Consider the following 26,826-nt stretch of genomic DNA (forward strand, 5'->3'; position numbering starts at 1 on the left):
GGTCGGTCGCGTTCCCACTTCGAGAGAAAAGCAATGAAGACAAAGAATCTGAACCAAGCAACACGCCGCCTGATGCTGCTGGGAGCCTGCGCGGGCGCACTGGGCACACTCGTGTTGCCTGCCGCCGCCCAGGCACAAGCGGGCGTCGCCGGGCCGGTGCGCATCGTCGTGCCGTTCACCCCGGGCACGACGCCCGACAGCGTTTCGCGCGTGATCGCGCCGATCGTGGCGAAACGCCTGGGCCAATCGGTCATCACCGATAACCGTCCCGGCGCCTCCGGCATCATCGGCATGGACATGGTGGCCAAGGCGGCGCCCAACGGCCAGACCGTGATGGTGAGCACGAATACCTCCTTGACGCTGCCGTTGTTCTACAAGACGGTGCCTTTCGATGTCCTCAAGAGCTTCCAGCCATTGGGCATGATCGGCACCAACAACTTCGCACTGGTGGTCCACCCGTCGGTGCCGGCCTCGAATCCAAAAGAGCTCGTTGCATATATCAAGGCCAACGGGGCCACCGTGAATTACGCCTCGCCGGGGCAGGGAACCCTGCATCACCTGACGATGGAAAAATTCATCCATAGCGCCGGCGTGAAGGTCATGCATGTTCCCTATAAAGGTTCGGCCGGTGCGATCAGCGACGTCCTCGGCGGCCACGTCAAGATGATGATGATGCCCCTGCACCTGGCCATGCCGCTGCGTGCCGACGGCAAGCTCAAGGTCATCGGTTCCACCCGCGCCGAACGCGACCCGCAGTACAAGGACGTCGTTCCCTTGCAGGAAGGCGGGGTCGCCGGCTTCGACGAAGACTCGTGGCTTGGTGTGTGGGGACCGAAAGGCATGTCCCCCGCCCTGGTCGCCAGTTACAACGCCGCCCTGCGCGAGGCGCTCGGCAGCGCAGAGGTAAAGGACGCGCTGGCAAAGCAGGGTCTGACGCTGCAGCCGGGCAGCCCGGACGACCTGATGAAGGCGGCGACCGCCGAATACCAGAAATGGGCCACTGTGGTCCGCAACGCGCAGATCACGGCAGAGTAGGCGAACGGCCGCTTCGCCATCGATTACAGGAAGAGAGCATCATGAGCCAGAACGACATCACCCCGCAACGCCCTGCGAAAGAGGACTACAAGCGCATCGCCACCGAAGAAGCCTTCGCGCCGCCCGACCTGTTCGACATGTACCGCAAGGTACTCGCGGACGGCAAGGCCGACGCCGGTTTCACCAGCCTCTGGGCCTTTTATCTGAGCAGCGATGCGGCGCGTCCGCAGCACATCCGCAAGTACATCCAGGACCTCGACACGGCACGCCTGGCGCACATGGACGAAGCCGGCATCGACATCCAGGTACTGTCGCTGACCTCGCCGGGCGTCCAGGTATTCGACGCCGACACCGCGGTGTCGTACGCCCGTACCGCCAACGACTACCTGGCCGAAGCGGTGCGCCGGCATCCGACGCGCTTCGTTGGCCTGGCCGCGGTCGCGCCGCAGAATCCGGCGGAGGCGGCCAAGGAGATCGAACGCGGCGCCACCCAACTCGGCATGAAGGGCATCATCGTCAACTCCCATACCCAGGGCGAATACCTGTCGGACCCGAAGTTCTGGGACATCTTCGCCGCCGCCGAGGCATTCGACATGCCGATCTACCTGCATCCAAGCACCCCGCCGCCGAAAATGATCGAGCCGTTCATGGAAGCGGGGCTCGACGGCGCCATCTACGGCTTCGGCGTCGACACTGGCCTCTCCGCGCTGCGCATCATCACCGCCGGCGTCTTCGACCGCTTCCCCAAACTGCAGCTGGTCCTGGGCCACATGGGCGAAGCGCTGCCCTACATGGCGTACCGTCTCGACTACATGCACCGCGCCACGGTGGCGGCGAATCGCTACGAATCGATGAAGCCATTGAAGAAGAGGCCGAGCGACTACCTGCGCGAGAATTTTTATGTGACCAACAGCGGCGTGGCGTGGGAGCAGGCGATCCGGTTCGCACAGGAATTCATGGGCGTCGACCGTGTGATGTATGCCATGGATTACCCCTACCAGCATGTGCTCGACGAAGTCATCACCCTCGACAACATGAACATGGCGACGCATGACAAGAAAGCCTTCTTCCAGACCAACGCCGAGCGCGTGTTCAAGATCGGCTGAGGCACGCAGTCCCCGCCTGCGACCGCAGGCGGCAATCCACATCACGGAGGCCAGCATGGCTGAAAATCGAGGTGTCGTTTATGTCGGACCGGGCAGGGTTGAAGTTCACGATATCCCATTTCCCACCTTGGCCAGCCCGCAGGGCCGGCATATCGAACATGGGGTCATCCTGCGCGTCGTGTCGACCAATATCTGCGGATCGGACCAGCACATGGTGCGCGGCCGCACTACTGCGCCGTCGGGACTGGTGCTCGGGCACGAGATCACGGGCGAGGTGCTGGAGGTCGGCAGGGATGTCGAAACGCTGCAGGTGGGCGACCTGGTGTCGGTCCCGTTCAATGTCGCTTGCGGACGCTGCCGCACCTGCAAGGAACAGCATACCGGGGTGTGCCTGAGCGTCAATCCATCCCGCGCGGGCGGCGCCTACGGCTACGTCGACATGGGCGGCTGGATTGGCGGCCAGGCCGAATACGTGATGGTGCCGTATGCCGACTTCAACCTGCTGAAGTTTCCCGACCGGGACAGGGCGATGGAAAAGATCACGGATCTCACCTGCTTGTCCGACATCCTGCCCACCGGCTACCACGGTGCGGTCACGGCGGGAGTCGGTCCGGGGGCGACGGTGTATGTCGCGGGGGCGGGGCCGGTCGGCATGGCCGCTGCCGCGTCGGCGCGCCTGCTCGGCGCCGCGGTCGTGATTGTCGGCGACGTCAATCCGGTCCGCCTGGCGCACGCGCGCAGCGTTGGCTTCGAGACGATCGATCTGTCCCAGGACACCACGCTGGCGGACCAGATCTTCGGCATCCTTGGCGACGCCGAAGTCGACTGCGCCATCGATTGCGTCGGCTTCGAGGCCCGTGGCCACGGTCACGAAGGCGCGGCCCACGAAGCACCGGCCACGGTGCTCAACTCGCTCATGGAAATTACGCGCGCAGCCGGGCGGATCGGCATTCCGGGACTGTATGTGACGGACGATCCGGGGGCGGTCGATGCTGCCGCCAGACGCGGCAGCCTGAGCATCCGGCTCGGCCTCGGGTGGGCGAAGTCGCACAGCCTGCATACCGGCCAGACGCCGGTGATGAAGTACAACCGCGCGCTGATGCAGGCGATCCTGTGGGACCGGATCCGGATCGCCGAGATCGTTGGCGTGCAGGTCATCACGCTCGACGACGCGCCGAACGGCTATCACGAGTTCGATGCGGGCGCACCGAAAAAATTCGTGATCGATCCGCACGGGATGTTCAGGAAAGCGGCCTGACAATCATGCGATCAGCGCGCGCTGCGTGGCGTGCGCTGATCGCATGCGCTGTCGACACCATGTCCCACTCCCTCAATCGCAGTGCCACCCTGGCAGGAGTGGCAGCGGGCGCCTTCCTCGGGCCGTTCACGCAAACCGTGTATACGCCCGCGCTGGTACAGCTCGAGCAGTTCTTCCATGTGAACACGCTGCTGATCAACCTGACCATCTCGCTGTTCACGGCCATTCTCGCGCTCAGCAATTTCGTCATCGGCCCGATCGCCGATCGCTGGGGGCGGCGCGCCACGCTGCTGCCAGGCCTGGCCATCTTTATCGTCGGTAGCCTGCTGTGCCTCGCGGCGGAAAGCTATGGCTTGTTCCTCGCCGGACGGGTGCTGCAAGGCGCCGGCATCAGCGCCGCCGTGCTGATCGCACCGACCGTCATCGGCGATATCTTCGCGCCCGACGAACGCGCCAGGGCAATGAGCACCTACCAGACGATCAGTTTCCTGGGACCCGTGCTCGGCCCGGTGCTTGGCGGCGCGATCGCTTATTTTCTTGCGTGGCAATGGATCTTCGCCCTGCTCGCGACCGCCGGTACTGTCGTGCTGCTGTATAACTGGCGCCGCCTGCAGGAAACCCTGCCGCCAGGCACCGTGCCGCCTCCCATGAGCCTGCGCGTGTTCGGCGAGGTGCTGCGAGACCGCTCGGCCTGCTCTGTCATGCTGGTCGGGTTCAGCCAGTTTTATGGCTATTACGTGTTTCTCGTCTTCCTGCCCGTTCTCCTGCATACGATGCTGCCGCGGCAGGACAAGGTGTTCGGCCTGTTCTTCGTGCCGCTCACCCTTGGCCTCCTGCTGGGCGTACGCCTGGGTGCGCGCTGGCAGAAGCACTGGCGTCGCACGCGCATATTGAATGCAGCCTCGTACGGGATGGCAGGCACGGTAGCCTTGTTCTGGATGGCGCTGCACTGGCAGCAGATGAACATGGTGCTGCTGGTCCTGCTGCTTTCATGCTACGGACTGCTGCTCGGCTGCAGCACGCCGGTACAGTCCACCATCATGGTCAACCTGTTCCAGCACCAGAAAGGGACCGCGATCGGCCTGTATAACTTCGCGCGCTTCAGCGGCGCCGCCATCGGCCCCCTGATCGGGGGCGCGCTGGTGATGCGCTATTCGGTCAACGCGGTATTCCTGCTGCTGGCCGTGCTCCTCACCGCCGCCGCATGTGTGATCGGGCGCCATCTGTCCGATCCATATGAGGCCCGATAGGACGCCGCACGAAAACCGCGCACATTCAGCCACGCAAGGCCTGCACCGGACTCATACGAATCGCCGCCACCGTATGGCGCGCCGTCGCGGCCAGCGCGGCAATGACGGCGAGCCCGACCGCCGCGACCAGCGGCCACTGCCCGAACGGCGCCTGCTCGGCAAAGCCGGCCAGATAAAAGCGGATCGCGAGCGCCGCCACCGGCAATCCGATCAGCGCCGCCACGGCAACAGTCACGCCGAACTCGCGGCCCAGGCGCCGGGCGATGGCGCCGTTGCTGGCGCCATACAGTTTGCGGATCACGATCTCGCGCCGGCTGCGCTGCACCGTATAAGCCGACAGCACATAGATGCCGAATGCGGCCAGCGCCAGCGCCACCAGGCTGGCGGCGCCGAGGATCTTCACCATCCGCAGGTCTTGTTTATAGCTTTCGCCGAAGATGCTCGCCGCGCTCTGCGTGATCATCATCCCGTTTGGGAAGAACTGGCGCCAGACCGGTGCGACGACCTTGGCCAGCGCCTGCTGGTCGAGTTGCGTGCGTACCGTGACGACGCTGTCGGAATCGGTCAGGGTATACACGATCGGTCCTGAACGCTCGCGCATCGACTGGTGGCGCAGCTCCGGCGCCACGCCAACGACGGTGAGCTCTGTGCCATCCTCCGCGTCTGCCGCGAACGGCATCTTGCCGACGGCATCTTGCGCCGTGCGGTAACCGAGGGCCTGGGCCGCCGCCAGGTTCAGCACGGCCACGCCCGACTTCGGCTGATCCCGCTCGGTACTGAACAGGCGGCCGGCCACCGGGCGTATCTTGTACAGGTCAAAGAACTCGGGCGACACGCGCTTCATTTCAAGGCGCATCTCGCCGCCCTGGCGCAGGTTATAGGCCACTGTGATCTTGTTGGCATCGCGTCCGATTGCTTCGGCCGACACCGCCGACCCCTCGATCCCCGGCAGGCGCGCCACCGCACGCACGAAGCCCTGTACCTGCTCGTCCTTCGCCATCGGCATGTGCAGCAGCGTCAGCCCGGCGGGATCGAAACCCGGATCGGCCGTGGTGGCATGCCAGGTTTGCCAGCCGACGGCCACCGTGATGCCCGCCAGCGCCATCGCGGTGGCGAACTGCAGCACCGTCAGCGTGCGCCGCAGCCACAGGTTCGCTCCTGTCTCGCTGTTGCTGTCTCGCCCGGCCAGCACGGTGGAGGCGCGCACCTGGAGTGCAGTCCACGCCGGATACAGCCCGCCCGCCAGGCCCGCGGAAACGGCGAGCAGCAGCGCCAGCGCCAGCCGGCCGGGCGTGAAGAAGCCTTCGAGCTTGCGGTTGACCAGGTCGGCGAAGACCGGCAGCAAGAGCCAGGCGATCACGATGCCGGCCGCAGTGGCAATGAGCGCCACCAGCACCGACTCGGCCAGGAATTGCCCAGCCACGCGCGGCGCGCTCGCGCCCAGCACCTTGCGCATGCCGATTTCGCGCTGGCGCCGCAGCGTGCGCACGGTGGCCAGGTTGATCCAGTTGGTCATGGCGAGCGCCAGGATCAGGAGCGCGACGCCGGCCAGCGCCAGGGTGCTGTCGCGCTGTCCGTAACTGCGCCCACCGCGTCCGCTGGCAAGATCGGCGTCGAAGTAAGCGTCGCGCAAGGCGACCAGTCTGACTTCGATTCCAGGGCCGACCAGCGAGCGTCCCATGGCGCCCTTGCGAAAGCCCTGGCTCACAGGAGACGCTTCCACCGCATCCTGCAGCAGCGTCGCCAGGCGCGCTACGTCGGCGCCTGGCCGCAGTTTCAAAAAGATGTCGCCGCGCTTCTGGTCCGATGGCCGCAGCCTGCGGTCCTCGGGCGCGAGCGCGCGGCTGAGCGGGCCGCTCACGGCTTCCCAGCGCTGCGTGGTGTTGGCGGGCAGGTCCGGTATCACGGCCAGCACCTGCAGCAACTCGTCGCCGACCCGTACCGTCTTGCCCAGCGCATCGGGCGTGCCGAACAGGCGCAGCGCGGTGTCGCGTGTGACCGCCAGGCCGTCGGGCCGGTTCAATGCGGCCTGCAAGTCCCCCGCCAGCGGGACAATGCCGAAGATGGTGCCGAATGCCGGATCGACCGCGTACAGCAGCGCCTCGTGCAAGTGCTCGCCGACGCGCACAGGTTGGCGGATCTGTTGCGCGTTGCTGGCCTGTTCCACCATGCCGCTGGCAAGGGCCACGTCGCGCAGCATCAGGGAGGCGCGCGTGTTCCAGTCCGGGCGCGGGAAATAATTGATGCGCTGCTTGACCACATGCACGCGCTCGGCCTGCGGCACATGGCGGTTGTAGTTCATGCAGTAGGCCACGAAACCGAGCAGCAGGAAGCAGGCGGCGCAGCCCACCGCCAGGCCGAGCACCGTGACGGCGGAGTAGCCCGGCTCCTGCACCAGCTGGCGCCAGCCGATGCGGTAATCGCGGGCCCTCATGCTGCCCTCAGCGCGTCGACGACGATGCGGCCATCGAGCAAATTCAAGGTGCGCGAGGCCTGGGCCGCGTGGTTGGGCGAGTGGGTGACCATGACGACGGTCGTGCCTTCGCCGTTAATCGTGCGCAGCATGCGCATCACTTCGTCGCCATGGGCGGTATCGAGATTACCGGTCGGCTCGTCGGCCAGCAGCAGCGCGGGGCCGGCCACCAGCGCGCGGGCAATCGCCACGCGCTGCTGCTGGCCGCCCGAGAGCTGCGAGGGTTTGTGGCGAGCGCGGTGCGCGACGCCCAGTTTCTCCAGCATCGCGCCGACCCGCTCGCGCCGTTCGCCCCCTTTCATGCCGGTGTACTCGAGCGCCAGTTCGACATTTTCGAACACGTTCAGTTCGTCGATCAGGTTGAAGCTCTGGAAGATGAAGCCGATCCGTCCGCAGCGCAGTTTGTTTAATCTTGCTTCGCTCCAGGCGGCCACGTTCTCGCCTTCGAACCAGTATTCGCCGGTGCTGGGCACATCGAGCAGGCCAAGCAGGCCAAGCAGCGTCGATTTGCCGCAGCCCGATGGGCCGGTAATGGCCACGTATTCGCCAGCTTCGATGTCGAGGTCGATCCGGTCGAGGGCGGTGGTGTGGACTTCGCCCGCCACGTGGGTCTTGCTGATGCCTGAGAGTTTGAGCATGCCGTTCTTTCTTCCTGGGAGTGAGAGATTACTGTGAAATGCTGAGCGAGGTCGAGTTTCCGAACGCGGTGTAACTTGAAACGATGACCCGTTCGCCCGGCTGCAGCCCGGCGAGCACTTCGACTTGCGCGCTGCTGCGCCGGCCCGCGCTGATCGCGCGCCGCACGGCGCTATCGCCGCCGGGCGTGAGCACGAACACCCAGGCGCCGCTGCTGTCGCCCATGAAAGCGCCGGCAGGCAGCAGCAGGGCGCGCACCGGCTCGCCCAGCGTGACCTGGGTGTCCAGGCTCTGGCCGGGACGCAGGCCGGCCGGCTGCGCGCCGGTGAACAGCAGTTCGGCCAGAAAACGGCCTTCCTTGATCTGCGGGTAGACGCTGGCGATCTTGACTCGATAGCGGCGGCCGTCGTGCTCGACCGAGCCCGCGCGCCCACTGGCGACCCGGTTCAGGTAGAACTCGTCGATGCGGGCCGTGAGCTTGAAGCGCGCCGGGTCGTCGATGCGGCCGACGTTCTTGCCGGTGGCGATCGACTGGCCGACCTGCATGCGAAAGTCGGTCAGGCGGCCCGCCACGGGCGCGCGCACCACCAGCGCGTCCACCGTCGCCTGCACCAGCTGCAGTCCGGTGTCCAGGCCGGCAATCGCCCGCTCCAGTTGGGACAGGGCCGGTCCGCGTACCTGACTGTCAGCAGCGGCGCTGCGCTTCTCCAGTGCGACGGCGCGCGTTTCCTTGTCCAGTGCGTCACGCGATTCTTCCAGCGCGACTGCGGAGATATAGCCTTGCTGCGCCAGCCGTTCGTTGCGGACGTGACGCTTGTTCGCTTGATCGAGCCCGAAGGCCAGTTCGTCGAGGCGGCGCTGGCGCGTACTGCGGTCGCTCTCCTGGGCCAGGCGCAGGTTCGACAGGTTGTAGAGTTGCTGCGCCTGTTCGGCCTGGCGCGCCAGCAGCTCCAGGTTGCGCTGCGGGTTCGCGATCCGGAACAGCAGCTGCCCCTGGTTGACAATCTCGCCGTCGCGCACGAACACTTCTTCGATGCGGCCCGATTCGACCGAATCGAGGATCACCGAAGCGAGTGGTTCGGCATTCGCCCGCACCACCAGCTCGTCGCGGAAGATGCCTTGCTCTGCGGTCGCGATCTCGAGGTCGGCGCGCTCCACGCGCAGGCCGCGCGGTAGTTGCTGCCAGAGGGCGAAGGCAGCGGCAATCGCTAGCGCCGCCGCGGCGCAGGCAAGCACAATGGTAGGGCCGCGTTTGCGCGGCACGATGGTGTCCATGGCGGCGCCGGTGGCGGCGCGGGCGGATTGATTCGGTATCGGTTGCAGGGACATGGACGATCAGATGAGTGGTGACCACCCTGTCATTGCAAGCACCGTGCCATGGCCTTTTTGCGCCCGTTGAACCGTTTTAACGGCCAGCCTGTCCGGGGCCGGACAGGTCAGGTGTTCGATTCCGGACAGGTGGTCGCGAGGGGAGAACTTGTCGTTTCACCAGCTCATCTTCACTGCTAGAATGCCCCGACTTCAACACCTCGAATGCCGCGCCATGGCCCCGACGACCGCCCGCATCCTGATCCTCGACGACGACGCCGACGTGGCCTTCGCCGCGCGGATGCTGCTGCGCCGGCGCCATGGCGAAGTCATCGTGCTGCACGCGCCCGCCGCCTTGCCGGCGCTGCTGGCGCAGGGTGCCTTCGATGTGGTGCTGCTCGACCTGAACTTCACGCCGGGACGCACCGACGGTGCCGAAGGCCTCGCGGTACTCGACCTGTTGCGGCGCCAGCCGCAGCCACCGACGGTGATTGCCCTGACCGCGTATGCCGACGTCCCGCTGGCCGTGGAAGCATTGAAACGCGGCGCCGGCGACTTCATCACCAAACCGTGGGACAACGCGCGCCTGCAGGCCGCCGTCGACGGCGCCCTGGCGCGCCGCGCGGCGACGCCTGTGCCGGCGGCGGATTCCGTCCTGATGGGCGATTCGCCCGCCATGGCGGCGGTGCGCGCGATGGTGGCGGGTGTCGGTCCTACCGAGGCCAACGTGCTGGTGCTGGGCGAGAACGGCGTCGGCAAGGAGCTCGTCGCGCGTGCCATCCACGGCGCCTCCAGGCGTGCGGGCGCCGCCTTCCTGGCGGTGGACATGGGCGCCTTGCCCGAGGCGACCTTCGAGAGCGAGTTGTTCGGCCACCGCAAGGGCTCGTTTACCGATGCCAGGGCCGATCGCGACGGCCGCTTCCAGGCCGCGCGCGGCGGCACGCTGTTCCTCGACGAAGTGGGCAATACGCCCTTGCCGGGCCAGGCCAAGCTGCTGGCCGCGCTCGAGCGGCGCGAGGTCACGCCGCTCGGCGCCGACCGCCCGCAGGCGATCGATGTGCGCATCGTCAGCGCCACCAACCTCAGTGAAGCGAGCCTGTTCGATCCGTCCGTGTTCCGTCCCGACCTGCTGTTTCGCCTCAATACCATCGTGATCCGGGTGCCGCCCCTGCGCGAGCGGCGCGATGACATCCCCGGCCTGCTGCGCCATTACCTGGCGCACTATGAGGGACAGTACGCGCGGCCCGCGCGTGCGCTGGCGGAAAGCGCGTCCGCGTCGCTGTTCGAGTGGCACTGGCCCGGCAACGTGCGTTCGCTGCGCCACGCCTGCGAACGCGCCGTGATCCTCGCGGCCGGCGCAGCTTACGAGACCGCGGACTTCGGCCTGAACGCCTGCGTGCCGGCTGCGCCGATCGTGGCAACGCAAGCACTGGACGACCAGACCCTGGGCGAAGTGGAGCGCGGCGCGATCGCCGCCGCGCTGGCGCAGGCGAAGGGCAATATCAGCGAGGCGGCGCGCAGGCTCGGCTTGAGTCGGGCGGCGCTGTACCGCAAATTGGACAAGCATGGCCTCTAGCGGCGCGCTCAAGCTCAGGGCCGGCGCCAGCGTTATCGCCCTGATGGCGCTGGCCGCCGGCGCGCAGGCTTGGAGCGGGTCGCCGCGCCTGCTGGTGCTGTGCGCACTGGCGGCCATCTTGCCCGCGTGCTTGCTGTGGCTTGCGCTGGCCCGGCTGGCGCCGCCCTCCGTGCAAGTGGCCGCATCCAATCCACCTGTATTCCGGCACCCTGACGAAGCGCTGGTGCTCGAAGCACGCCTCGAGCACGCACCGGTAGCCCTGTTCCTGCTCCGACCGGGGAGCGGGGAAGTCGAAGTCGCGCCCCTGAATGCCAACGCGCGCCAGCTGATCGCGCCGGGGCGCGTGGTCGATCCTGTCAAACTGTTCGCAACATTGGCGGCGCAGCCGGCGCGCGGCCGCGCCCTGATTGCCTTCGACACCGAACGCGGCACCGAGCGCGCCATGCTGGCGATTTCCTCGCTGACCGTGCAGGGGAGGGCGCAGCGTATCGCGGCGCTTCTGCCGGTCGAGAGCGAACTGGAATCCGAAACACTGAACGCCTGGCAGCAGCTGGTGCAGGTGCTGACCCACGAGATCATGAATTCGCTGACCCCGGTTGCGTCGCTTTCCACCACGGCCCAGGGCTTGTTGCAGGAGCTGCAGCCGCAGCTCGAGGACGAAGCCGCCGCCGACCTGGGCGCGGCGCTCGACGCGATCGCGCGCCGCGCCACCAGCCTGGCCGATTTCGTGGGCAGCTACCGCAGCCTGTCCGCCATGCCGCAGCCGCGGCCCGAGCAGATCGACATGGAGCAGCTGTTCGCGCGCCTGGCGACGCTGATCGGGCCGTCCTGGCGCGAGCGCGGCGGCGAATTGACTTTCCTGCTCGATCCGGCCTCCTTGAGCCTGGTGGCGGATGCCGGCCAGCTCGAGCAGGCGCTGATCAACCTCCTGAAAAACGCAGCCGAGGCCACCGCAGCCCTGGGGGCGCCGCGCGCCACCGTGCACGCGCGGCTGGTGCGCGGCGCCCGCCTGCGTATCGATGTCGGCGACAACGGCCCCGGCGTGCCGGAAGAACTGCTGGCGCATATTTTCACGCCCTTCTTCACGACCAAACAGGGCGGGCGCGGTATCGGCCTCGCGCTGGTGCGCCAACTGGTGCACGGCAATGGCGGCACCGTGCGCCACCTTCGGTCGGCGACCGGCGGGGCTCGTTTCGTCCTCATTTTCTAACCCCAGAACTTCGCAGTTACAGCGGCGGCACCACGCCGGCAAACTGCAGCAGGTCTACCATGCGCAAGTGTCCAGGCAGGGTAAAGTCAGGACAATTACTTGCCCGGATCCTTCTGGTTTGCGAACTGGTCGAACTCGACGTTATACGGCTGGCCGTTGACCTTTTCCACCTTGCGCACATACACCGTCTGCACGATGTCGCGCGTGGCCGGGTCGATGCTGATCGGGCCGCGCGGACTGTTGATCTTCATGCCTTTGAGCACAGCCATCGCCGCGTCGCCATCGATCTTGCCTTTCAGTTTTTCACTGACCTGGTAGATCGCGTTCATGCCGTCGTAGGCACCGACCGCCATGAAGTTCGGGCGGCCGCCTTGCGGGTTGGTCGCGGCGAAGCTTTTCAGGAAGGCGTCGTTTTCGGGCGATTTGTGGGCGGCCGAGTAGTGGAAGGTGGTGATCACACCCAGGGTGGCATCGCCCATCGCCGGCAGCACGTGGTCGTCGGTCAGGTCGCCGGTGGCGATGACCTTGATCCCGGCGGCGGCCAGGCCGCGCTCGCGGTAGCCCTTCATGAAGGCGATGCTCTGCTCGCCGGCAGGCACGAAGACGAACACGGCGTCCGGTTTCGCGTCCTTGATACGCTGGATGAAGGGCGCGAATTCAGGGTTGCGCAGCGGGACGCGGATGGCTTCGAGCACCTTGCCGCCATTCTTCACGAAGCGCTCGCTGAAGGCCTTCTCGGCATCGATACCGGGACCGTAGTCGGCCACCACGGTCGCCACGGTCTTGATGTTGTTCTTGTCGGCCCAATCGGCCATCGGCGCCGAGATTTGCGGCAGCGTCATCGAGAAGCGCGCGATGTAATCGGATTTCGTGGTGATCACCGAGGTGGCCGCGTTCATGATGATCATCGGCTTTTTCGATTGCTGGGCAATCGGCGCCACGGCCAGCGCTTCGGGCGTGAGGCCAAAGCCGGCCAGGAAGTCGACCTTGTCGCGCACCACCAGTTCCTGGGCCAGGCGCTTGGCCACTTCCGGCGCCGGGCCGGTCGTGTCCTTGTAGATGATCTGGATCTTCTTGCCGGCGACCGTGTCGCCGTGCTGCGCCATCCAGGCCTTGATGCCGCCTTGCATCTGCTTGCCGTAATCGGCGAAGGGGCCGGAGAAGGGGGCGATGACGCCGACCTTGATGGTGTCCTGCGCGTTCGCCGGTTGGGCGAAGGCGAAGGTGGCGGTAGTGGCAAAGGCCGCGGCAATCGTCGTGAACTTCATGGGTGTGTCTCCTCAGTTGATATTGTCGGAAGTCCTTGCGCATCGGCGTGCCTGCGTGTCGTTATCACAACTGCGCCGACGCCGCCCTTAGCATATTGTTGACAAGCTTCCGTGACAACCATAGTATCCAAATAGCGTTCGATTAACAACCTCTTGTTCGGTAATCGCACACGCCATCATAAAATACGGAGACAACATGAAGAACACCATCTGCAGCGCCGTCGCGCTGATGTGCGGCCTTGCCGCCGCCACTGCCGCCCATGCCCAGACTTCGGTCCAGATCTACGGTATCGTCGACAGCGGCGTCGCGCACACGACCAACGTCAACAGCGCGGGCGATTCGATCACCAAGATCCCGTCGCTCACCAGCTCCTTCCCGTCGCGCATCGGTTTCCGCGGCACCGAGGATCTCGGCAATGGCCTGCAGGCGTTCTTCGTGCTGGAAAACGGCCTGGCGCTCGACACCGGCGTGGCACAGCAGGGTGGCCGCATCTTCGGCCGCAATGCCAACGTGGGACTGAAAGGCGCATGGGGCACGCTGACCCTCGGCCGCCAGCAGAACATGACCTACATCTCGGGCCTGAAGACCGACGTGCTGGGACCGCACCTGTTCGCCATCGGCAGCATCGACGGCTACCTGCCGAACGCGCGCACCGACAATGCGATCGGCTACTTGGGCAATGTGGGCGGCTTCGTGCTGGGCGCGACCTGGAGTTTCGGGCGTGACGCCTCGGCCGCCGGTGGCCCGGCCGCCACCAACTGCCCCGGCGAAGTCGGCGGCAATTCGAAAGCCTGCCGCCAGGTCACTGGCCTGATCGGCTACGAAACCAAGGCCTGGGGCCTGAACACGTCCTGGGACCAGCTGCGCGGCAACACGGGCGCCGCCGGCGGCCTGACCAGCAGCATCAACACCGACGTGCGCAGGACTGTCAACGGCTACCTGATGCTCGGTCCGACCAAACTCGGCGCCGGCGTGATCGCGCGCGAGACGAACGCGAATCCAGCGACGGGCTTCTCGGAATCGAACCTGTTCTACTTCGGCGCCAGCCATCCGTTCGGCCCCTTCGTCGTCGACGCTCAGGTCGCACGGCGCGACACCAAGAACTCGGACAACGACGTCGACATGCTGGTCGCCCGCCTGACCTATGCGCTGTCGAAGCGCACCTTCGTCTACGGCGCCGTCGGCCGGATGGACAATGACGGCGTGTCGGCGGTGGCGCTGGATGCGGGCGGCACCGTGGGTGCCGGCCTGGCGCAGAACGGTGCGATGGTCGGCCTGCGCCACCACTTCTGATGGAACCTCGATAAACCTACTGCGCGTCGAACTCTTGGCCTGCGATGCTCGCTGTACTTAAGTACAGCTGCGCTTCTCGGCCAAGATTTCTTCCGCTCGCTACGGTTTCTCGAGGCTCCGGAACCTTTACTGCAAAACCTTTTCGAGACAAGCTTTACGGCAGCAGGACCGACAGTTCCTGCGCGCCGCGCAGCAGGATGGGCAGGAACTCCTGCTGCATGCGTTCGGCGCTGACGCGGCTGGCCTGGGCGCCGACGTTGAGCGCAGCGAGCACCTGGCCCGAGGCGCCGCGCACCGGCACGGCAATCGAGCGCAGGCCGAGTTCCAGTTCTTCATCGTTGATCGCATAACCGTCCTGGCGCACCTCGACCAGGATCTCGCGCAGGCGCTTCGGGTTGGTTTCCGTCCTGTCGGTCATGGCTTTCAGTTTGGTCTTCGCAAAATAGGCATCCAGGTCGGCCGCCGGCAAGTGCGCCAGCATCACGCGGCCCAGCGACGTGCAATACGCCGGCAGGCGGCTGCCGGTATTCAGGGCCACCGACATCACGCGCGACGCGGCCGAGCGCGCCACGTACAGCACTTCGCCATCTTCCAGCACGGCCAGCGAACACGATTCGCCGAGGTCGCGGCTGATGGCGTTCAGATAGGGCTGGCTGGAGACGGTCAGCGGCGTCGACGACAGGTAGGAGTAGCCCAGCGTCAGCACCTTCGGGCGCAGCGAAAAATTGTTCAGTTCCGCGTCCACATAGCCGAGCTGCTGCAGCGTGAACAGGCAGCGCCGTACGGCGGCGCGCGGGATGCCGGTCTTCTGGCTGATCTGGGCAATGGTCTGGGGTTTGCGCGAATCGCTGAAGGCTTGCACGACCGCCAGGCCACGGGCCAGCGAGGTCATGAAGCTGGGGTTGGTGAGGGCGTCGATTTGCTCGGCGATCGTCAGTTCGCGTTCTTCCGGCTGCTCACTGCCGGCATCGCTCGAATTGGGTGCTTGCTTGGTCAAATTTGTCATGGCGCGATTTTAAAGCAGGGGAGAGCGCTTCGATTGGTCTTTTTTCTTGACCTTTCGGCCAGCGTGCTACTACACTTGGTTGGGCGGTAATCAATCATTAGTTCGATTATCGAACAACGCCAACAACATTACAAGTGCGCCAGCAGTCATGGCGCTCGTCAAGGTGTCGCACCAAGGTGAAAACATGATCGACAAAACCTATGAATCGCTGGAGCGTGCCGTCGCCGACGTGCACGACGGCGCTACCGTCATGATCGGCGGCTTCGGCAATGCCGGCATGCCGGCCCAACTGATCGATGCGCTGATCAACCAGGGTGCACGTGAGCTCACGATCGTCAACAACAATGCCGGCAACGGTGACACCGGCCTGGCCGCGCTGCTCGCTGCCAAGCGCGTGCGCAAGATCATCTGCTCCTTCCCGCGCCAGAGCGACTCGCATCACTTCGATGCGCTGTACCGCGCCGGCGACATCGAACTCGAGCTGACCCCGCAAGGCAACCTGGCCGAGCGCATCCGCGCCGCCGGCGCCGGCATCGGCGGCTTCTTCACCCCGACCGGCTACGGCACCCTGCTCGCCGAGGGCAAGGAGACGCGCCTGATCGACGGACGCCATTACGTGCTCGAGTCGCCGATCCACGCCGACTTCGCGCTCATCAAGGCCTTGAAGGGCGACCGCTGGGGCAACCTCGTGTACCGCAAGACCGCGCGCAACTTCGGCCCGATCATGGCGATGGCCGCCAAGGTCGCGATCGCCCAGGTTGCCGAGATTGTCGAACTCGGCGAACTCGACCCGGAAAACATCGTCACGCCGGGCATTTTCGTCCAGCGCGTGGTGAAGGAGGCAGCATGAACCGCTTTACACGAGACCAGATCGCCGCCCGCGTCGCGCAAGACATTTTCGAGGGTGCCTACGTCAACCTCGGCATCGGCCTGCCGACCAAGGTGGCCAACTTCCTGCCCGCCGACCGTGAAGTGTTCCTGCACAGCGAGAACGGCTTGCTCGGCATGGGCCCGGCCCCTGCGCAAGGCGAGGAAGACGAAGACCTGATCAACGCCGGCAAGCAGCCGGTGACGATCCTCACCGGCGGCGCCTACTTCCACCACGCCGACTCGTTTGCCATGATGCGCGGCGGCCACCTCGACATCTGCGTGCTGGGCGCCTTCCAGGTGTCCGAAAAGGGGGATCTCGCCAACTGGCATACCGGCGCGCCGGATGCGATTCCGGCCGTGGGCGGCGCGATGGACCTGGCGCTCGGCGCCAAGAAGGTGTTCGTGATGATGGACCACCAGACTAAGACCGGGGAGAGCAAGATCGTCCCGCAATGCACCTACCCGCTGACCGGCGTGGCATGCGTGAACCGCATCTATACCGATCTCGCGGTGCTGGACGTGACTCTCGAGGGCTTGCGCGTCGTCGAGATGGCGCCGGGCCTGTCTTTCGACGAACTGCAAGCCGCAACCTCCGCGCCCCTGCTGGCGCCCTGACTTGAAGAGGATGATCATGATTGACGCTTTTATCTGCGATGCGATTCGCACCCCGATCGGCCGCTACGGCGGCACCCTGAAAGACATGCGTGCCGACGACCTTGGCGCCGTGCCGCTGCGCGAACTCATGCGGCGCAACCCCACCGTTGACTGGACGATGGTCGACGACGTGATCTTCGGCTGCGCCAACCAGGCCGGCGAGGACAACCGCAACGTCGCCCACATGTCGTCCTTGCTGGCGGGCCTGCCGCCGGACGTGGCCGGCACCACCGTGAACCGCCTGTGCGGCTCCGGCATGGATGCGATCGGCATTGCCGCGCGCGCCATCAAGGCCGGCGAAACCCAACTCATGATCGCCGGCGGCGTCGAATCGATGACGCGCGCGCCTTTCGTGATGGGCAAGGCCGACAGCGCCTTCTCGCGCCAGGCCACGATCTATGACACGACCATCGGCTGGCGCTTCCCGAACAAGCAGATGAAGCACCTGTACGGCACCGACTCGATGCCCGAAACAGCCGAGAACGTCGCCGTCGACTACAAGGTCTCGCGCGAAGACCAGGACAAGTTTGCGCTCGCCAGCCAGCAAAAGACGGCCCGCGCCTGGCGCGAAGGCCTGTATGCGGACGAAATTGTCCCGGTGCTGATCCCGCAGAAAAAAGGTGACCACGTCGCGTTCGCACAGGACGAGCATCCGCGCGAAACCAGCATCGAAGCGCTGGCCAAACTGAAGGGCGTCGTCCATCCGGACGGCTCCGTCACCGCCGGCAATGCATCGGGCGTCAACGACGGCGCCTGCGCCGTGCTGATCGCCAGCAGCGAAGCAGCCAAGCAGCATGGCCTCACGCCGCGTGCCCGCATCGTCGGCATGGCCACTGCGGGCGTGCCGCCGCGCGTGATGGGCATCGGCCCGGCGCCTGCCACCAAGAAGCTGATGAAGCAGCTCGGCATGAACCTCGACCAGATGGACGTCATCGAACTCAATGAAGCCTTTGCATCGCAAGCCTTGGCGGTATTGCGCGAACTCGGCATTGCCGACGACGATCCGAGAGTGAACCCCTACGGCGGCGGCATCGCCCTCGGCCACCCGCTCGGCATGAGCGGCGCCCGTCTCGTTACCACCGCCATGTACCAGCTGCATCGTACGGGCGGACGCTATGCACTGTGCACCATGTGCATCGGCGTGGGGCAGGGGATTGCGATGGTGATCGAACGGGTCTGAGCCGTTTCAGGTAGTACAAAAATACAAGCAGGAGACAAACAGCATGAACCAGCAAGATAAAAAACCAGGGAGGCGACCATGATCGGTAATTTCATCGGCGTGCTCTTCGACGGGATCGCCTACGGCAGCCTGTTGTTCCTCATCAGCGTCGGCCTCTCGGTCACGATGGGCCTGATGAACTTCATTAACCTGGCCCACGGCGCCTTTGCCATGGTCGGCGGCTATGTCTGCGTCACCTTGCTCAGCAAACTCGGCATGCCCTTCCTGGCCACGCTGCCGCTGGCGTTTCTCGCCGCGGCGGTGGTCGGCCTGGTGCTGGAACGCACGCTGTACCGCCAGCTGTACCAGGCGACCCACCTCGACCAGGTGCTGTTCTCGATCGGCCTGACCTTCATGGCCGTGGCCGGCGCCACCTTCCTGTTCGGGCCGACCCAGCAGCCGGTGGAACTGCCGGACTGGCTGCGCGGCCAGGTGCATGTGCTGGGGCTGGACGTCGGCTCCTACCGCCTGTTCCTGATCGGTGTCGTGGTGCTGGTCACGCTCGGTTTGTACCTGCTGATCGAACGCACCCGCTTCGGCGCCCAGATCCGCGCCTCGGTCGACAACCAGACCGCCGCCGCGGGCCTGGGCATCAACGTCAGCCGTGTGTTCAGCCTGACGTTTGCGCTCGGTTCCGGTCTCGCCGGCCTGGGTGGCGGCCTGGGCATCGACGTGCTCGGTCTCGACCCGAGCTTCCCGGTCAAGTACATGGTGTATTTCCTGCTGGTGGTCGCCGTCGGTGGCGCCGGTTCTATCAAAGGCCCGCTGATCGCGGCGCTGATCCTGGGCGTGTTCGACGTCGCCGGCAAATACTATGTGCCGGAAGTGGGCGCCTTCGTCATCTACACGCTGATGGTCGTCCTGTTGATCCTGTTCCCATTCGGTCTGGTGCGGAGGAAAGCATGAGTGCCTTTTCCAACCCCATCCTGAAAGACAAGAGCGCCGGTACGCCGGCCACTGAAGCGACCATTGCCATGGACAAGTCCGCCCTGCACCTGCCGAACGACCGCTGGAAGCCGCTCGAGATCGTGTTCTGGCTGCTGCCGGTCGCGTCCTATTTCCTGTTCCCCGAGTACCTGGTCCTGATCAGCCAGATCATGATCATCGGCCTGTTCGCCTTGTCGCTCGACCTGATCCTGGGTTATGCCGGCATCGTCTCGCTCGGCCATGCGGCCTTCTTTGGCCTGGGCGCCTACACGGCCGGCCTGTTGTCGGTGCATGGCTGGGGCGAACCTGTTTCGGGACTGTTCGCTGCGGCAATCGTGGCCGGCATCGTCGGCTTCATCGTCAGTTTTCTCGTCGTGCGCGGCCAGGACCTGGCGCGCTTGATGGTCACGCTCGGCATCGGCCTGATGCTGTTCGAGGCGGCCAATAAAGCGGCCTTCATTACCGGCGGCGTCGACGGCCTGTCGGGGATGGTGATGGGGAAGCTGTTCGGCACCTTCGAGTTCGACCTGTATGGCAAGACCGCCTTCTGGTACAGCCTCGCTGTGCTGTTCATCCTGTTCGTCGTCATGCGCCGTCTCGTCAATTCGCCCTTCGGCCTGTCGCTGCGCGGTATCCGCGAAGGCGGACGGCGCATGCCGGCCATCGGCGCGAACGTCGACCGTCGGCTGGTCGCCATCTTCACCGTCAGCGCGGCCGTTGCCGGCGTGGCCGGTGCATTGCTGGCACAGACCACCCAGTTCGTGGGCCTGGACGTACTGGGCTTCCCGCGTTCGGCGGAACTCCTGATCATGCTGGTGCTGGGCGGTACCGGGCGCCTGTACGGCGCGCTGATCGGTGCGGCCGTGTTCATGGTGGCGCAGGACTACATCGCCGGCAAGGATCCGGCCTACTGGCAGTTCTACATTGGCCTGCTGCTGGTGCTGATCGTGCTGTTCGCACGCGGCGGCATCCTGGGCGGCGCTGAAAAAATCCTCAACCGGTTCAAGCGCAAGGAGCCAGCATGACCAATACCCTGCGTACGGAAGGGCTCTCGAAACAGTGGGGCGCGTTCAAGGCGAACACCGATATCTCGCTGACCTTCGAGCCCGGCGCGCGCCACGCGCTGATCGGCCCGAACGGCGCCGGCAAGACCACCTTCATCAATCTGCTGACCGGCGGCTTGGCGCCGACGGGCGGCAAGGTGTATCTCGGCGGCGAAGACATCACCAAACTGCCGCAGCACGGGCGCGTCAAGCTCGGCATGACGCGCACCTTCCAGATCAACACCCTGTTCGCGGGCATGACCGTGCTCGAATCGGTAGTGCTGGCGATCTGCGAACGGCGCGGCCTGCACACGACCTGGTGGAAGACGGTCGAAAAGCATGACGACGTGGTCGAGGAGGCGATGGCCTTGCTGGCCACCCTGAAGCTGACCAGGGAAGCGAACTCCATCACGCGCAGCATGGCCTATGGCAAGCAGCGCCTGGTCGAGATCGCGCTGGCGCTGGCGACGAAACCGAAGATCCTGCTGCTGGACGAACCGGCCGCCGGCATCCCCTCGGCCGAGAGCAAGGAGCTGTTCGAAGTAATCGCCGGACTGCCGCGCGATGTGACCGTGGTCTTCATCGAGCACGACATGGGGCTCGTGTTCCGCTTTGCCGACCGCATCACGGTGCTGGTCGGCGGCAAGGTGCTGACCGAAGGGACGCCGGCAGAGATTGCCGCCGATCCACGCGTAAAAGAAGTGTATCTGGGCGAGGTGGAACATGGCTGAACTGCTGGCATTGGACAAGGTCACCGCCGGCTACGGCGAATCGATCGTGCTGGAAGACGTGTCGTTCACGATGAACGAGGGCGACAGCCTGGCGCTGCTGGGCCGCAACGGCGTCGGCAAGACCAGTTTGCTGGTCACGCTGATGGGCCTGACGCGCCTGCACAAGGGCGCGATCCTCTGGGGCGGCGCCGACATCGCGCGCGTGCCGACCTATCAACGTTCGCGTTCGGGCCTGGGCTGGGTGCCGCAGGAACGCCACATGTTCCCGTCGCTCACCGTCGAAGAACACCTGACGGTGGTGGCGCGGCCCGGGCCGTGGACCCTGGCCAAGGTCTACGAGGTGTTTCCGCGCCTGCACGAACGGCGCGCGAACATGGGCAATCAATTGTCTGGTGGCGAACAACAAATGTTGGCCATCGCCCGTGCCCTGATGACGAATCCGCGCATCCTGCTGCTCGACGAGCCGATGGAAGGTCTCGCGCCGATCATCGTGCAGGAATTGGTGCGCGTGATCGGGAAGCTGGTAGCCGAGGAGGGCATGTCGGTGATCGTGGTCGAGCAGCATGCGCGCCTGGCGCTGTCGCTGACCTCGCGCGCCATCGTGCTCGACCGCGGGAGGATCGTCCACGATTCGGACAGCGCGAGTTTGCTGGCCGATGGCGAGAAGCTGGATCGGCTAGTCTCGGTCGCGTAATCGATTTTCGTAGAAGCGCCACCAGGCGCAACCATAATAAACAGGAGACACACGTGCTAAACAAATCCAACAAAACCCGCCGCCACATCGTCCTCGGCGCCGCCGTCATCAGCGCCGGCCTGGCTTCAAGCCTGGCCAGCGCCGCCGAGCCCCTGAAAGTCGGCCTCATCGTCCCGATGTCCGGCCCCTTCGCTTCGACCGGCCGCCAGGTCGACGCCGCCGTCAAACTCTTCCTGCAGCAAAACGGCGCCAGCGTCGCCGGCCGCGACATCCAGATCATCCTGAAGGACGATGGCGGCGTCTCGCCCGACGTCACCAAGCGCATCGCCCAGGAACTGGTCTCGCGCGACAAGGTGCAGGTGCTTGCGGGCTTCGGCCTGACCCCGCTCGCTTTCGCCGCCGCGCCGGTCGCCACGCAAGCGAAGGTGCCGATGATCGTCATGAACGCGGCCACGTCGGTGATCCCGCAGCGCTCCCCGTACATCGTGCGCACCGGCTTCACGCTGGCGCAGGTCACCGCGCCGATGGCGCAGTGGGCCGCCAAGAACAAGATCAAGTCGGTCGTGACCTTCGTGTCCGACTACGGTCCCGGCATCGATGCCGAAAAAGTGTTCGTCAAAGACTTCACGGCAGCCGGCGGCAAGATCGTCGCCTCGCTGCGCGCGCCGCTGCGCAACCCCGACTATTCGCCCTTCCTGGCGCGCGTGAAGGATGCGAAACCCGACGCCTTGTTCGTGTTCGTGCCCTCGGGCGAGGGCGCGGCCGTCCTGAAGCAGTTCACTGACCGCGGTCTCGCAGAAGCCGGTATCCGCCTGATCGCCACCGGTGACGTGCTCGATGACGACCTGATGCCGAGCATCGGCAGCGCGGCTGTCGGCGTGGTCAGCAGCCACCACTACTCGGCCGCGCACCCGTCGCCGGAAAACAAGGCCTTCGTTGCCGCCTTCACGAAGGCGAACAAGAACATGCGCCCGAACTTCCACGCCGTCGGCGCGTATGACGGCATGCACCTGCTGTATGCCGCGTTGAAGAAAACGGGCGGCAACAGCGAAGGACCGAAACTGCTGGAGGCGATGAAAGGCCAGTCCTGGACCAGCGTGCGCGGCCCCGTGACGATCGATCCCGCCACCCGCGACATCGTGCAAAACGTCTACATCCGCAAGGCCGAGCAGGGCGCCAGCGGCGTGTTCAACGTCGAGTTCGACAAGGTCGAGAAGTTCAAGGACCCAGGGGTGGAGTAAGGAAGCGACGGACACGGGTTGACACCGTGTCCGCCTCCGGTCATTTCGCTCACCCGTCCACCGCCATCGGCAGCGCCAACGGTGCCCGGCTCTGCTCGTTATTCTCATGCACCAGCTTCGCCAGCAAGCCCATGAACACGTCTTGCTCCTGCGCGCTCAAGGGATCGAGCAAGCGCTGGCGCAGGCGCTGCGCGCCCGGCACCAGGTCATCGAGCAGCGCCTGACCGGCCGCCGTCATGGTCAGTGAACGCTGGCGCCGGTTATGCGGAAGCACCTTGCGCTCCAGCAGCCCCTTTTCCTCGAGCCGCGCACACACCGTGGCCCCGGTCGAGGTATCGATCGCCGCCAGTCCCGCCAGCGACACCTGGTCGATCCCCGGATGCTCGGCCAGCCGACTCAGGATCGCGTACTGCACAGGCGTCAGTTCGCTCCCCATTTCGTCGTAAAAAATCGACACCGAAATCTGCTGGGCGCGTCGCAGCAAGTGGCCCGGATGCTGGTATAAATCGAGCATCGCGCCCCGGCCAGCGGCTGTTTTTTCTGTAGGCATATTTCCTGTCATTCAGTGGTGCGCTGCACCATCAAAAAAGTTTGAAAACCTAGTTTACTTCGTGCCGCAAACGCGTGATACTTTTCTCACATTCAGTGCACTGAATATAAAGCACAAACCCCAAAGGAGACAAGGATGTTCCCGAAAAACGCCTGGTACGTAGCCTGCACCCCGGATGAAATCGACGCTCAACCCCTCGGCCGCCAGATCTGCGGCGAGAAAATCGTGTTCTACCGCGGCCAGGGCGGCAAGGTCGCCGCGGTCGAAGACTTTTGCCCGCACCGCGGCGCGCCGCTCTCGCTCGGCTTTGTCCGCGACGGCAACCTGGTGTGCGGCTACCACGGCCTGGAAATGGGCTGCGAGGGCAAGGCGATCAGCATGCCCGGCCAGCGCGTGCGCGGCTTTCCCGCCATTCGCAGCTATCCGGTGGAAGAGCGCTACGGCTTCATCTGGGTCTGGACCGGCGACAGGGAAGCGGCCGATCCCGCCACCATCCACCACCTCGAATGGGCGGACAACCCCGAATGGGCCTATGGCGGCGGCCTGTACCACATCAACTGCGACTACCGCCTGATGGTCGACAACCTGATGGACCTGACCCACGAGACCTATGTCCACGCGTCGTCCATCGGCCAGAAGGAAATCGACGAGGCGCCCGTTACGACAAAGGTCGAGGGCGAACAGGTGGTCACCAGCCGCTTCATGGAAAACATCATGGCGCCGCCGTTCTGGCAAGCGGCCCTGCGCGGCAACGGCCTGGCCGACGATGTGCCGGTCGACCGCTGGCAGATCTGCCGCTTCAATGCGCCCAGCCACGTGCTGATCGAAGTCGGCGTCGCGCATGCCGGCAAGGGCGGCTACCATGCGGACCCGGCGCATAAGGCGTCTTCGATCGTGGTCGACTTCATCACCCCCGAGACCGAGACCTCGCACTGGTATTTCTGGGGCATGGCGCGCAACTTCAAGCCGCAGGACGCAGAGCTCACCAACACCATCCGCGAAGGCCAGGGCAAGATCTTCGGCGAGGACCGCGAAATGCTGGAACTGCAGCAGCAAAACATCCTGCGCCACCCGGAGCGCAAGCTCCTGATGCTCAATATCGATGCCGGCGGCGTGCAATCGCGCCGCATCATCGACGCCTGGCTGGCGAAAGAGCAGACCAGGGAGTTCGCGCCATGAGCCCGATCGAGGTGAGAGTCGCCAGCAAGACGAACGAAGCCGACGGCATCTGCAGCTACGAGCTGGTGCCCACCGGTGGCGCCGCCTTGCCGAGCTTTGAAGCCGGCGCGCATGTCGACGTCCACCTGCCGGGCGGCCTGGTGCGCCAGTACTCGCTCTGCAACGCGCCGCATGAAACCCACCGCTACCAGATCGGCGTGCTGCGCGACGCCACGTCGCGCGGCGGCTCGGAAGCGATGCACGACCGCATCGAGGTCGGCACGGTATTGACCATCTCGGCGCCAAAAAACCACTTCCCGCTGGTCGAGGCGAAACGCACGCTGCTGATGGCGGGCGGCATCGGCGTCACGCCGATCCTGGCGATGGCCGAGTCGCTGGCGGCCAAAGGCGCCGCGTTCGAGATGCACTACTGCGCCCGCTCGCCCGAGAAGGCGGCGTTCAAGCAACGCCTGGGGGAGTCGCACTTGCGCGACCTGGTGCACTTCCATTACGACAGCGGCGACGTGTCGCAAAAGCTCGACATGGCGGCCTTGCTGGCCAACCCGCCGCTTGACACCCACCTGTATGTCTGCGGTCCGCAGGGCTACATCGAATACGTGCTCGGCACCGCCAAGGCGCAGGGCTGGCCATCCGCGCAGCTGCACGTCGAGTACTTCAGCGCGGCGGCGGTCGACACGAGCGGGGACGGGTCCTTCGACGTGAAGCTGGCCTCGAGTGGCCAGGTGTTGACGGTCCCGGCCGGGACGACGGTGATCAAGGTACTGGCCGAGGCTGGGGTCGAGATCCCGTATTCGTGCGAGGAGGGCGTTTGCGGCACCTGCCTGACGCGCGTGATCGAAGGCGTGCCGGATCATCGCGACATGTATCTGACCGAGGAAGAGCAGGCGGCGAACGACCAGTTTATGCCCTGCTGTTCAAGGGCGAAGACCAAGGTGCTGGTATTGGATCTGTAAGGCTTTGGCAGGGTGGACTTCGGCGGCCCCACGGCGCCGCCGTCCACGCGTTCAACGAACGCTCAAGCAGTCGAAAAGCGCTTACAGCCCCGCCACAAACCCGACAACAAGCTGCGCAAACGCTGCGGGCTGCTCGGCCGCACTGAGGTGCGAAGCACCGCCGAGCACTTCCAGCGTCGCCCCCGGAATCGCTTCCGCCAGCGCCTGCGCCATCGCCACCGGCGTCCCCTGGTCCAGTTCCCCCGCAATCACAAGCGTCGGGACGCCGATCTGTCCCAGCCGCGCGGTCGTATCGACCTTGCCCACCGCATTGCAGCACCCGACATACCCCACCGCGTCAGTGCTCACGAGCCGGCGCCGGAAACGCGCCACGGTAGCAGCTTTCGCAGCGCGGAACGCGTCATGAAAATAGCGCCCCATCACCGCATCCGCAATCGCCTCGATCCCCTGGGACTGCACGGTAGTGATCCGCTGTTCCCACACCACGCGCGCGCCTTCCGGATAGCCACTGGTGGTATTGGCCAGCACCAGCGCGCGCACCAGCGATGGATGGCGCAGCGCCAGTTCCTGCCCGACCATGCCGCCCATCGACAGGCCGACCCACACCACCGGCCCCGTATCGAGCTCGCGCAGCAGGCGCGCCGCGTCGTCTGCCAGGTCCGCCATCGTGTAGGCCGCATCCGGCGCATCCGAACTGCCATGCCCGCGATGATCGTAGGCGATCACACGGCAATCGGCCGCCAGGCCATTCGCCAGGCTGTCCCACATCGTCAGGTCGCACCCGAGCGCATGGCTCAACACGACCGTGTGACGCGGTGCCTTGCCATTGCCCGGCTCGCGTACGCTGTAGTGCAGGGCAGGGCTGCTGTGGGTGCGCCCTTCGCGTCCGACGCCGGAATGCGCGACCGCGGCTGGTGCCGCAGGTTCGAGCACATACCCGATCTGCTCCCCGACCTCGCGCAGGATCGCCAGCGTATGCGTGAACGCCGTATTCGCGGCCGGCACGCCGGCGTAGATCGCGGACTGCATCAGGATCTCCTTGATTTCATCCGGGCTCAAGCGGCTGCCTTCTTCGCCAAGCAGGGCGGCGCGTACGTGCAGCTCGAACTCTTCCCAGCGCCCGAGCGCGATCGTGATCGACAGGACGATCGCGCGCCGCGTCTTGTGATCCAGGCCCGGACGGCCCCAGATCTCGTTCCAGGCGAAGCGCGTGATCAGGTTCTGGAAGTCGGCATTGAAGCTGGTGGCCTTGTTCAGCGAGCGGTCGACCCACTCGTCGCCCAGCACGCTGCGGCGGTTCTGCAAGCCGCGTTCGAAATCGTGGTCAATCGGATCGAAACTCATG

The 26,826-nt window shown here is 65.4% G+C and carries 24 protein-coding genes; 17 read left to right on the forward strand and 7 right to left on the reverse strand.

What is annotated here, in order from left to right; all coding sequences use genetic code 11:
• Positions 1–33: 33 nt before the first annotated feature.
• The 4 genes from ACHAC9_RS07405 to ACHAC9_RS07420 are packed head-to-tail and all read left to right on the forward strand — an operon-like array spanning position 34 to position 4,649.
• Entirely contained in the window at positions 34–1,035 is a 1,002-nt protein-coding gene (locus ACHAC9_RS07405; RefSeq protein WP_435758647.1) for a Bug family tripartite tricarboxylate transporter substrate binding protein, read from the forward strand.
• A gap of 41 nt (positions 1,036–1,076) precedes the next feature.
• On the forward strand, positions 1,077–2,141 hold the full coding sequence (locus tag ACHAC9_RS07410) for an amidohydrolase family protein (RefSeq protein ID WP_435758649.1): 1,065 nt from the start codon (positions 1,077–1,079) through the stop codon (positions 2,139–2,141).
• A 55-nt stretch (positions 2,142–2,196) separates the two neighbouring features.
• The gene (fdhA, locus tag ACHAC9_RS07415) at positions 2,197–3,399 is read left to right on the forward strand and encodes a formaldehyde dehydrogenase, glutathione-independent (protein WP_435758651.1); all 1,203 of its coding nucleotides are present in this window, start codon (positions 2,197–2,199) and stop codon (positions 3,397–3,399) included.
• 59 nt (positions 3,400–3,458) lie between these two features.
• Positions 3,459–4,649 (forward strand): MFS transporter, encoded by a 1,191-nt coding sequence (locus ACHAC9_RS07420; RefSeq protein WP_435758653.1) that lies wholly within the window; start codon positions 3,459–3,461, stop codon positions 4,647–4,649.
• A gap of 25 nt (positions 4,650–4,674) precedes the next feature.
• Here ACHAC9_RS07420 and ACHAC9_RS07425 read toward each other — a convergent pair whose 3' ends face one another.
• The 3 genes from ACHAC9_RS07425 to ACHAC9_RS07435 are packed head-to-tail and all read right to left on the reverse strand — an operon-like array spanning position 4,675 to position 9,087.
• On the reverse strand, positions 4,675–7,083 hold the full coding sequence (locus ACHAC9_RS07425; RefSeq protein WP_435758655.1) for an ABC transporter permease: 2,409 nt from the start codon (positions 7,081–7,083) through the stop codon (positions 4,675–4,677).
• Positions 7,080–7,760 (reverse strand): ABC transporter ATP-binding protein, encoded by a 681-nt coding sequence (locus tag ACHAC9_RS07430; protein ID WP_435758657.1) that lies wholly within the window; start codon positions 7,758–7,760, stop codon positions 7,080–7,082. The genes ACHAC9_RS07425 and ACHAC9_RS07430 overlap by 4 nt, the downstream gene beginning before the upstream one ends.
• 28 nt (positions 7,761–7,788) lie before the next feature.
• The gene (locus ACHAC9_RS07435; RefSeq protein ID WP_435758659.1) at positions 7,789–9,087 is read right to left on the reverse strand and encodes an efflux RND transporter periplasmic adaptor subunit; all 1,299 of its coding nucleotides are present in this window, start codon (positions 9,085–9,087) and stop codon (positions 7,789–7,791) included.
• Between the two features lie 214 nt (positions 9,088–9,301).
• Between ACHAC9_RS07435 and ACHAC9_RS07440 the strand changes: the two genes are divergently transcribed.
• Positions 9,302–10,642, forward strand: a complete 1,341-nt coding sequence (locus ACHAC9_RS07440) for a sigma-54-dependent transcriptional regulator (RefSeq protein WP_435758661.1) — start codon at positions 9,302–9,304, stop codon at positions 10,640–10,642.
• Positions 10,632–11,852, forward strand: a complete 1,221-nt coding sequence (locus ACHAC9_RS07445; RefSeq protein ID WP_435758663.1) for a sensor histidine kinase — start codon at positions 10,632–10,634, stop codon at positions 11,850–11,852. The genes ACHAC9_RS07440 and ACHAC9_RS07445 overlap by 11 nt, the downstream gene beginning before the upstream one ends.
• 95 nt (positions 11,853–11,947) lie before the next feature.
• Here the strand turns inward: ACHAC9_RS07445 and ACHAC9_RS07450 are convergent, their stop codons facing one another.
• On the reverse strand, positions 11,948–13,120 hold the full coding sequence (locus ACHAC9_RS07450) for an ABC transporter substrate-binding protein (RefSeq protein ID WP_435758665.1): 1,173 nt from the start codon (positions 13,118–13,120) through the stop codon (positions 11,948–11,950).
• A 196-nt stretch (positions 13,121–13,316) separates the two neighbouring features.
• Here ACHAC9_RS07450 and ACHAC9_RS07455 point away from each other — a divergent pair, with 196 nt between their 5' ends.
• On the forward strand, positions 13,317–14,414 hold the full coding sequence (locus ACHAC9_RS07455; RefSeq protein WP_435758667.1) for a porin: 1,098 nt from the start codon (positions 13,317–13,319) through the stop codon (positions 14,412–14,414).
• 154 nt (positions 14,415–14,568) lie between these two features.
• Here the strand turns inward: ACHAC9_RS07455 and ACHAC9_RS07460 are convergent, their stop codons facing one another.
• Positions 14,569–15,420 (reverse strand): IclR family transcriptional regulator domain-containing protein, encoded by an 852-nt coding sequence (locus ACHAC9_RS07460; RefSeq protein ID WP_435758669.1) that lies wholly within the window; start codon positions 15,418–15,420, stop codon positions 14,569–14,571.
• Positions 15,421–15,604: 184 nt separating this feature from the next.
• On the opposite strand from ACHAC9_RS07460, the gene ACHAC9_RS07465 reads away from it, so the two are divergent.
• The 8 genes from ACHAC9_RS07465 (at position 15,605) to ACHAC9_RS07500 (ending at position 22,799) form a co-directional block, all read left to right on the forward strand.
• On the forward strand, positions 15,605–16,270 hold the full coding sequence (locus tag ACHAC9_RS07465; RefSeq protein WP_435758671.1) for a 3-oxoacid CoA-transferase subunit A: 666 nt from the start codon (positions 15,605–15,607) through the stop codon (positions 16,268–16,270).
• Positions 16,267–16,905 (forward strand): CoA transferase subunit B, encoded by a 639-nt coding sequence (locus ACHAC9_RS07470; protein WP_435758673.1) that lies wholly within the window; start codon positions 16,267–16,269, stop codon positions 16,903–16,905. The genes ACHAC9_RS07465 and ACHAC9_RS07470 overlap by 4 nt, the downstream gene beginning before the upstream one ends.
• A 16-nt stretch (positions 16,906–16,921) precedes the next feature.
• Positions 16,922–18,124: a 3-oxoadipyl-CoA thiolase gene (pcaF, locus tag ACHAC9_RS07475; protein ID WP_435758675.1), complete on the forward strand. Its 1,203-nt coding sequence runs from the start codon at positions 16,922–16,924 to the stop codon at positions 18,122–18,124.
• A gap of 78 nt (positions 18,125–18,202) precedes the next feature.
• Positions 18,203–19,069, forward strand: coding sequence for a branched-chain amino acid ABC transporter permease (locus ACHAC9_RS07480; protein WP_435758677.1), 867 nt, complete (start codon positions 18,203–18,205; stop codon positions 19,067–19,069).
• A gap of 68 nt (positions 19,070–19,137) precedes the next feature.
• Positions 19,138–20,115 carry a branched-chain amino acid ABC transporter permease gene (locus tag ACHAC9_RS07485; RefSeq protein ID WP_435758811.1) on the forward strand — a complete coding sequence of 326 codons (978 nt, stop codon included), beginning with the start codon at positions 19,138–19,140 and terminating at the stop codon, positions 20,113–20,115.
• Positions 20,112–20,864, forward strand: a complete 753-nt coding sequence (locus ACHAC9_RS07490) for an ABC transporter ATP-binding protein (protein ID WP_435758679.1) — start codon at positions 20,112–20,114, stop codon at positions 20,862–20,864. Before ACHAC9_RS07485 ends, ACHAC9_RS07490 begins: the two co-directional genes overlap by 4 nt.
• The gene (locus tag ACHAC9_RS07495; RefSeq protein ID WP_435758681.1) at positions 20,857–21,558 is read left to right on the forward strand and encodes an ABC transporter ATP-binding protein; all 702 of its coding nucleotides are present in this window, start codon (positions 20,857–20,859) and stop codon (positions 21,556–21,558) included. The genes ACHAC9_RS07490 and ACHAC9_RS07495 overlap by 8 nt, the downstream gene beginning before the upstream one ends.
• Positions 21,559–21,644: 86 nt before the next feature.
• Positions 21,645–22,799, forward strand: coding sequence for an ABC transporter substrate-binding protein (locus ACHAC9_RS07500; RefSeq protein ID WP_435758813.1), 1,155 nt, complete (start codon positions 21,645–21,647; stop codon positions 22,797–22,799).
• Positions 22,800–22,848: 49 nt separating this feature from the next.
• Here ACHAC9_RS07500 and ACHAC9_RS07505 read toward each other — a convergent pair whose 3' ends face one another.
• The gene (locus ACHAC9_RS07505) at positions 22,849–23,349 is read right to left on the reverse strand and encodes a MarR family winged helix-turn-helix transcriptional regulator (protein ID WP_435758683.1); all 501 of its coding nucleotides are present in this window, start codon (positions 23,347–23,349) and stop codon (positions 22,849–22,851) included.
• Between the two features lie 135 nt (positions 23,350–23,484).
• Here ACHAC9_RS07505 and ACHAC9_RS07510 point away from each other — a divergent pair, with 135 nt between their 5' ends.
• Both ACHAC9_RS07510 and ACHAC9_RS07515 read left to right on the forward strand, forming a co-directional pair.
• Positions 23,485–24,528, forward strand: coding sequence for an aromatic ring-hydroxylating dioxygenase subunit alpha (locus ACHAC9_RS07510; protein ID WP_435758685.1), 1,044 nt, complete (start codon positions 23,485–23,487; stop codon positions 24,526–24,528).
• Positions 24,525–25,481, forward strand: coding sequence for a PDR/VanB family oxidoreductase (locus tag ACHAC9_RS07515; protein ID WP_435758687.1), 957 nt, complete (start codon positions 24,525–24,527; stop codon positions 25,479–25,481). Before ACHAC9_RS07510 ends, ACHAC9_RS07515 begins: the two co-directional genes overlap by 4 nt.
• An 81-nt stretch (positions 25,482–25,562) precedes the next feature.
• On the opposite strand, the gene pcaCD is transcribed toward ACHAC9_RS07515, so the two are convergent.
• Positions 25,563–26,825: a bifunctional 4-carboxymuconolactone decarboxylase/3-oxoadipate enol-lactonase PcaCD gene (gene pcaCD, locus ACHAC9_RS07520; protein ID WP_435758689.1), complete on the reverse strand. Its 1,263-nt coding sequence runs from the start codon at positions 26,823–26,825 to the stop codon at positions 25,563–25,565.
• Position 26,826 lies beyond the last annotated feature (1 nt).

Source organism: Massilia sp. CMS3.1 (assembly GCF_051262535.1).
GTDB lineage: Bacteria > Pseudomonadota > Gammaproteobacteria > Burkholderiales > Burkholderiaceae_D > Telluria.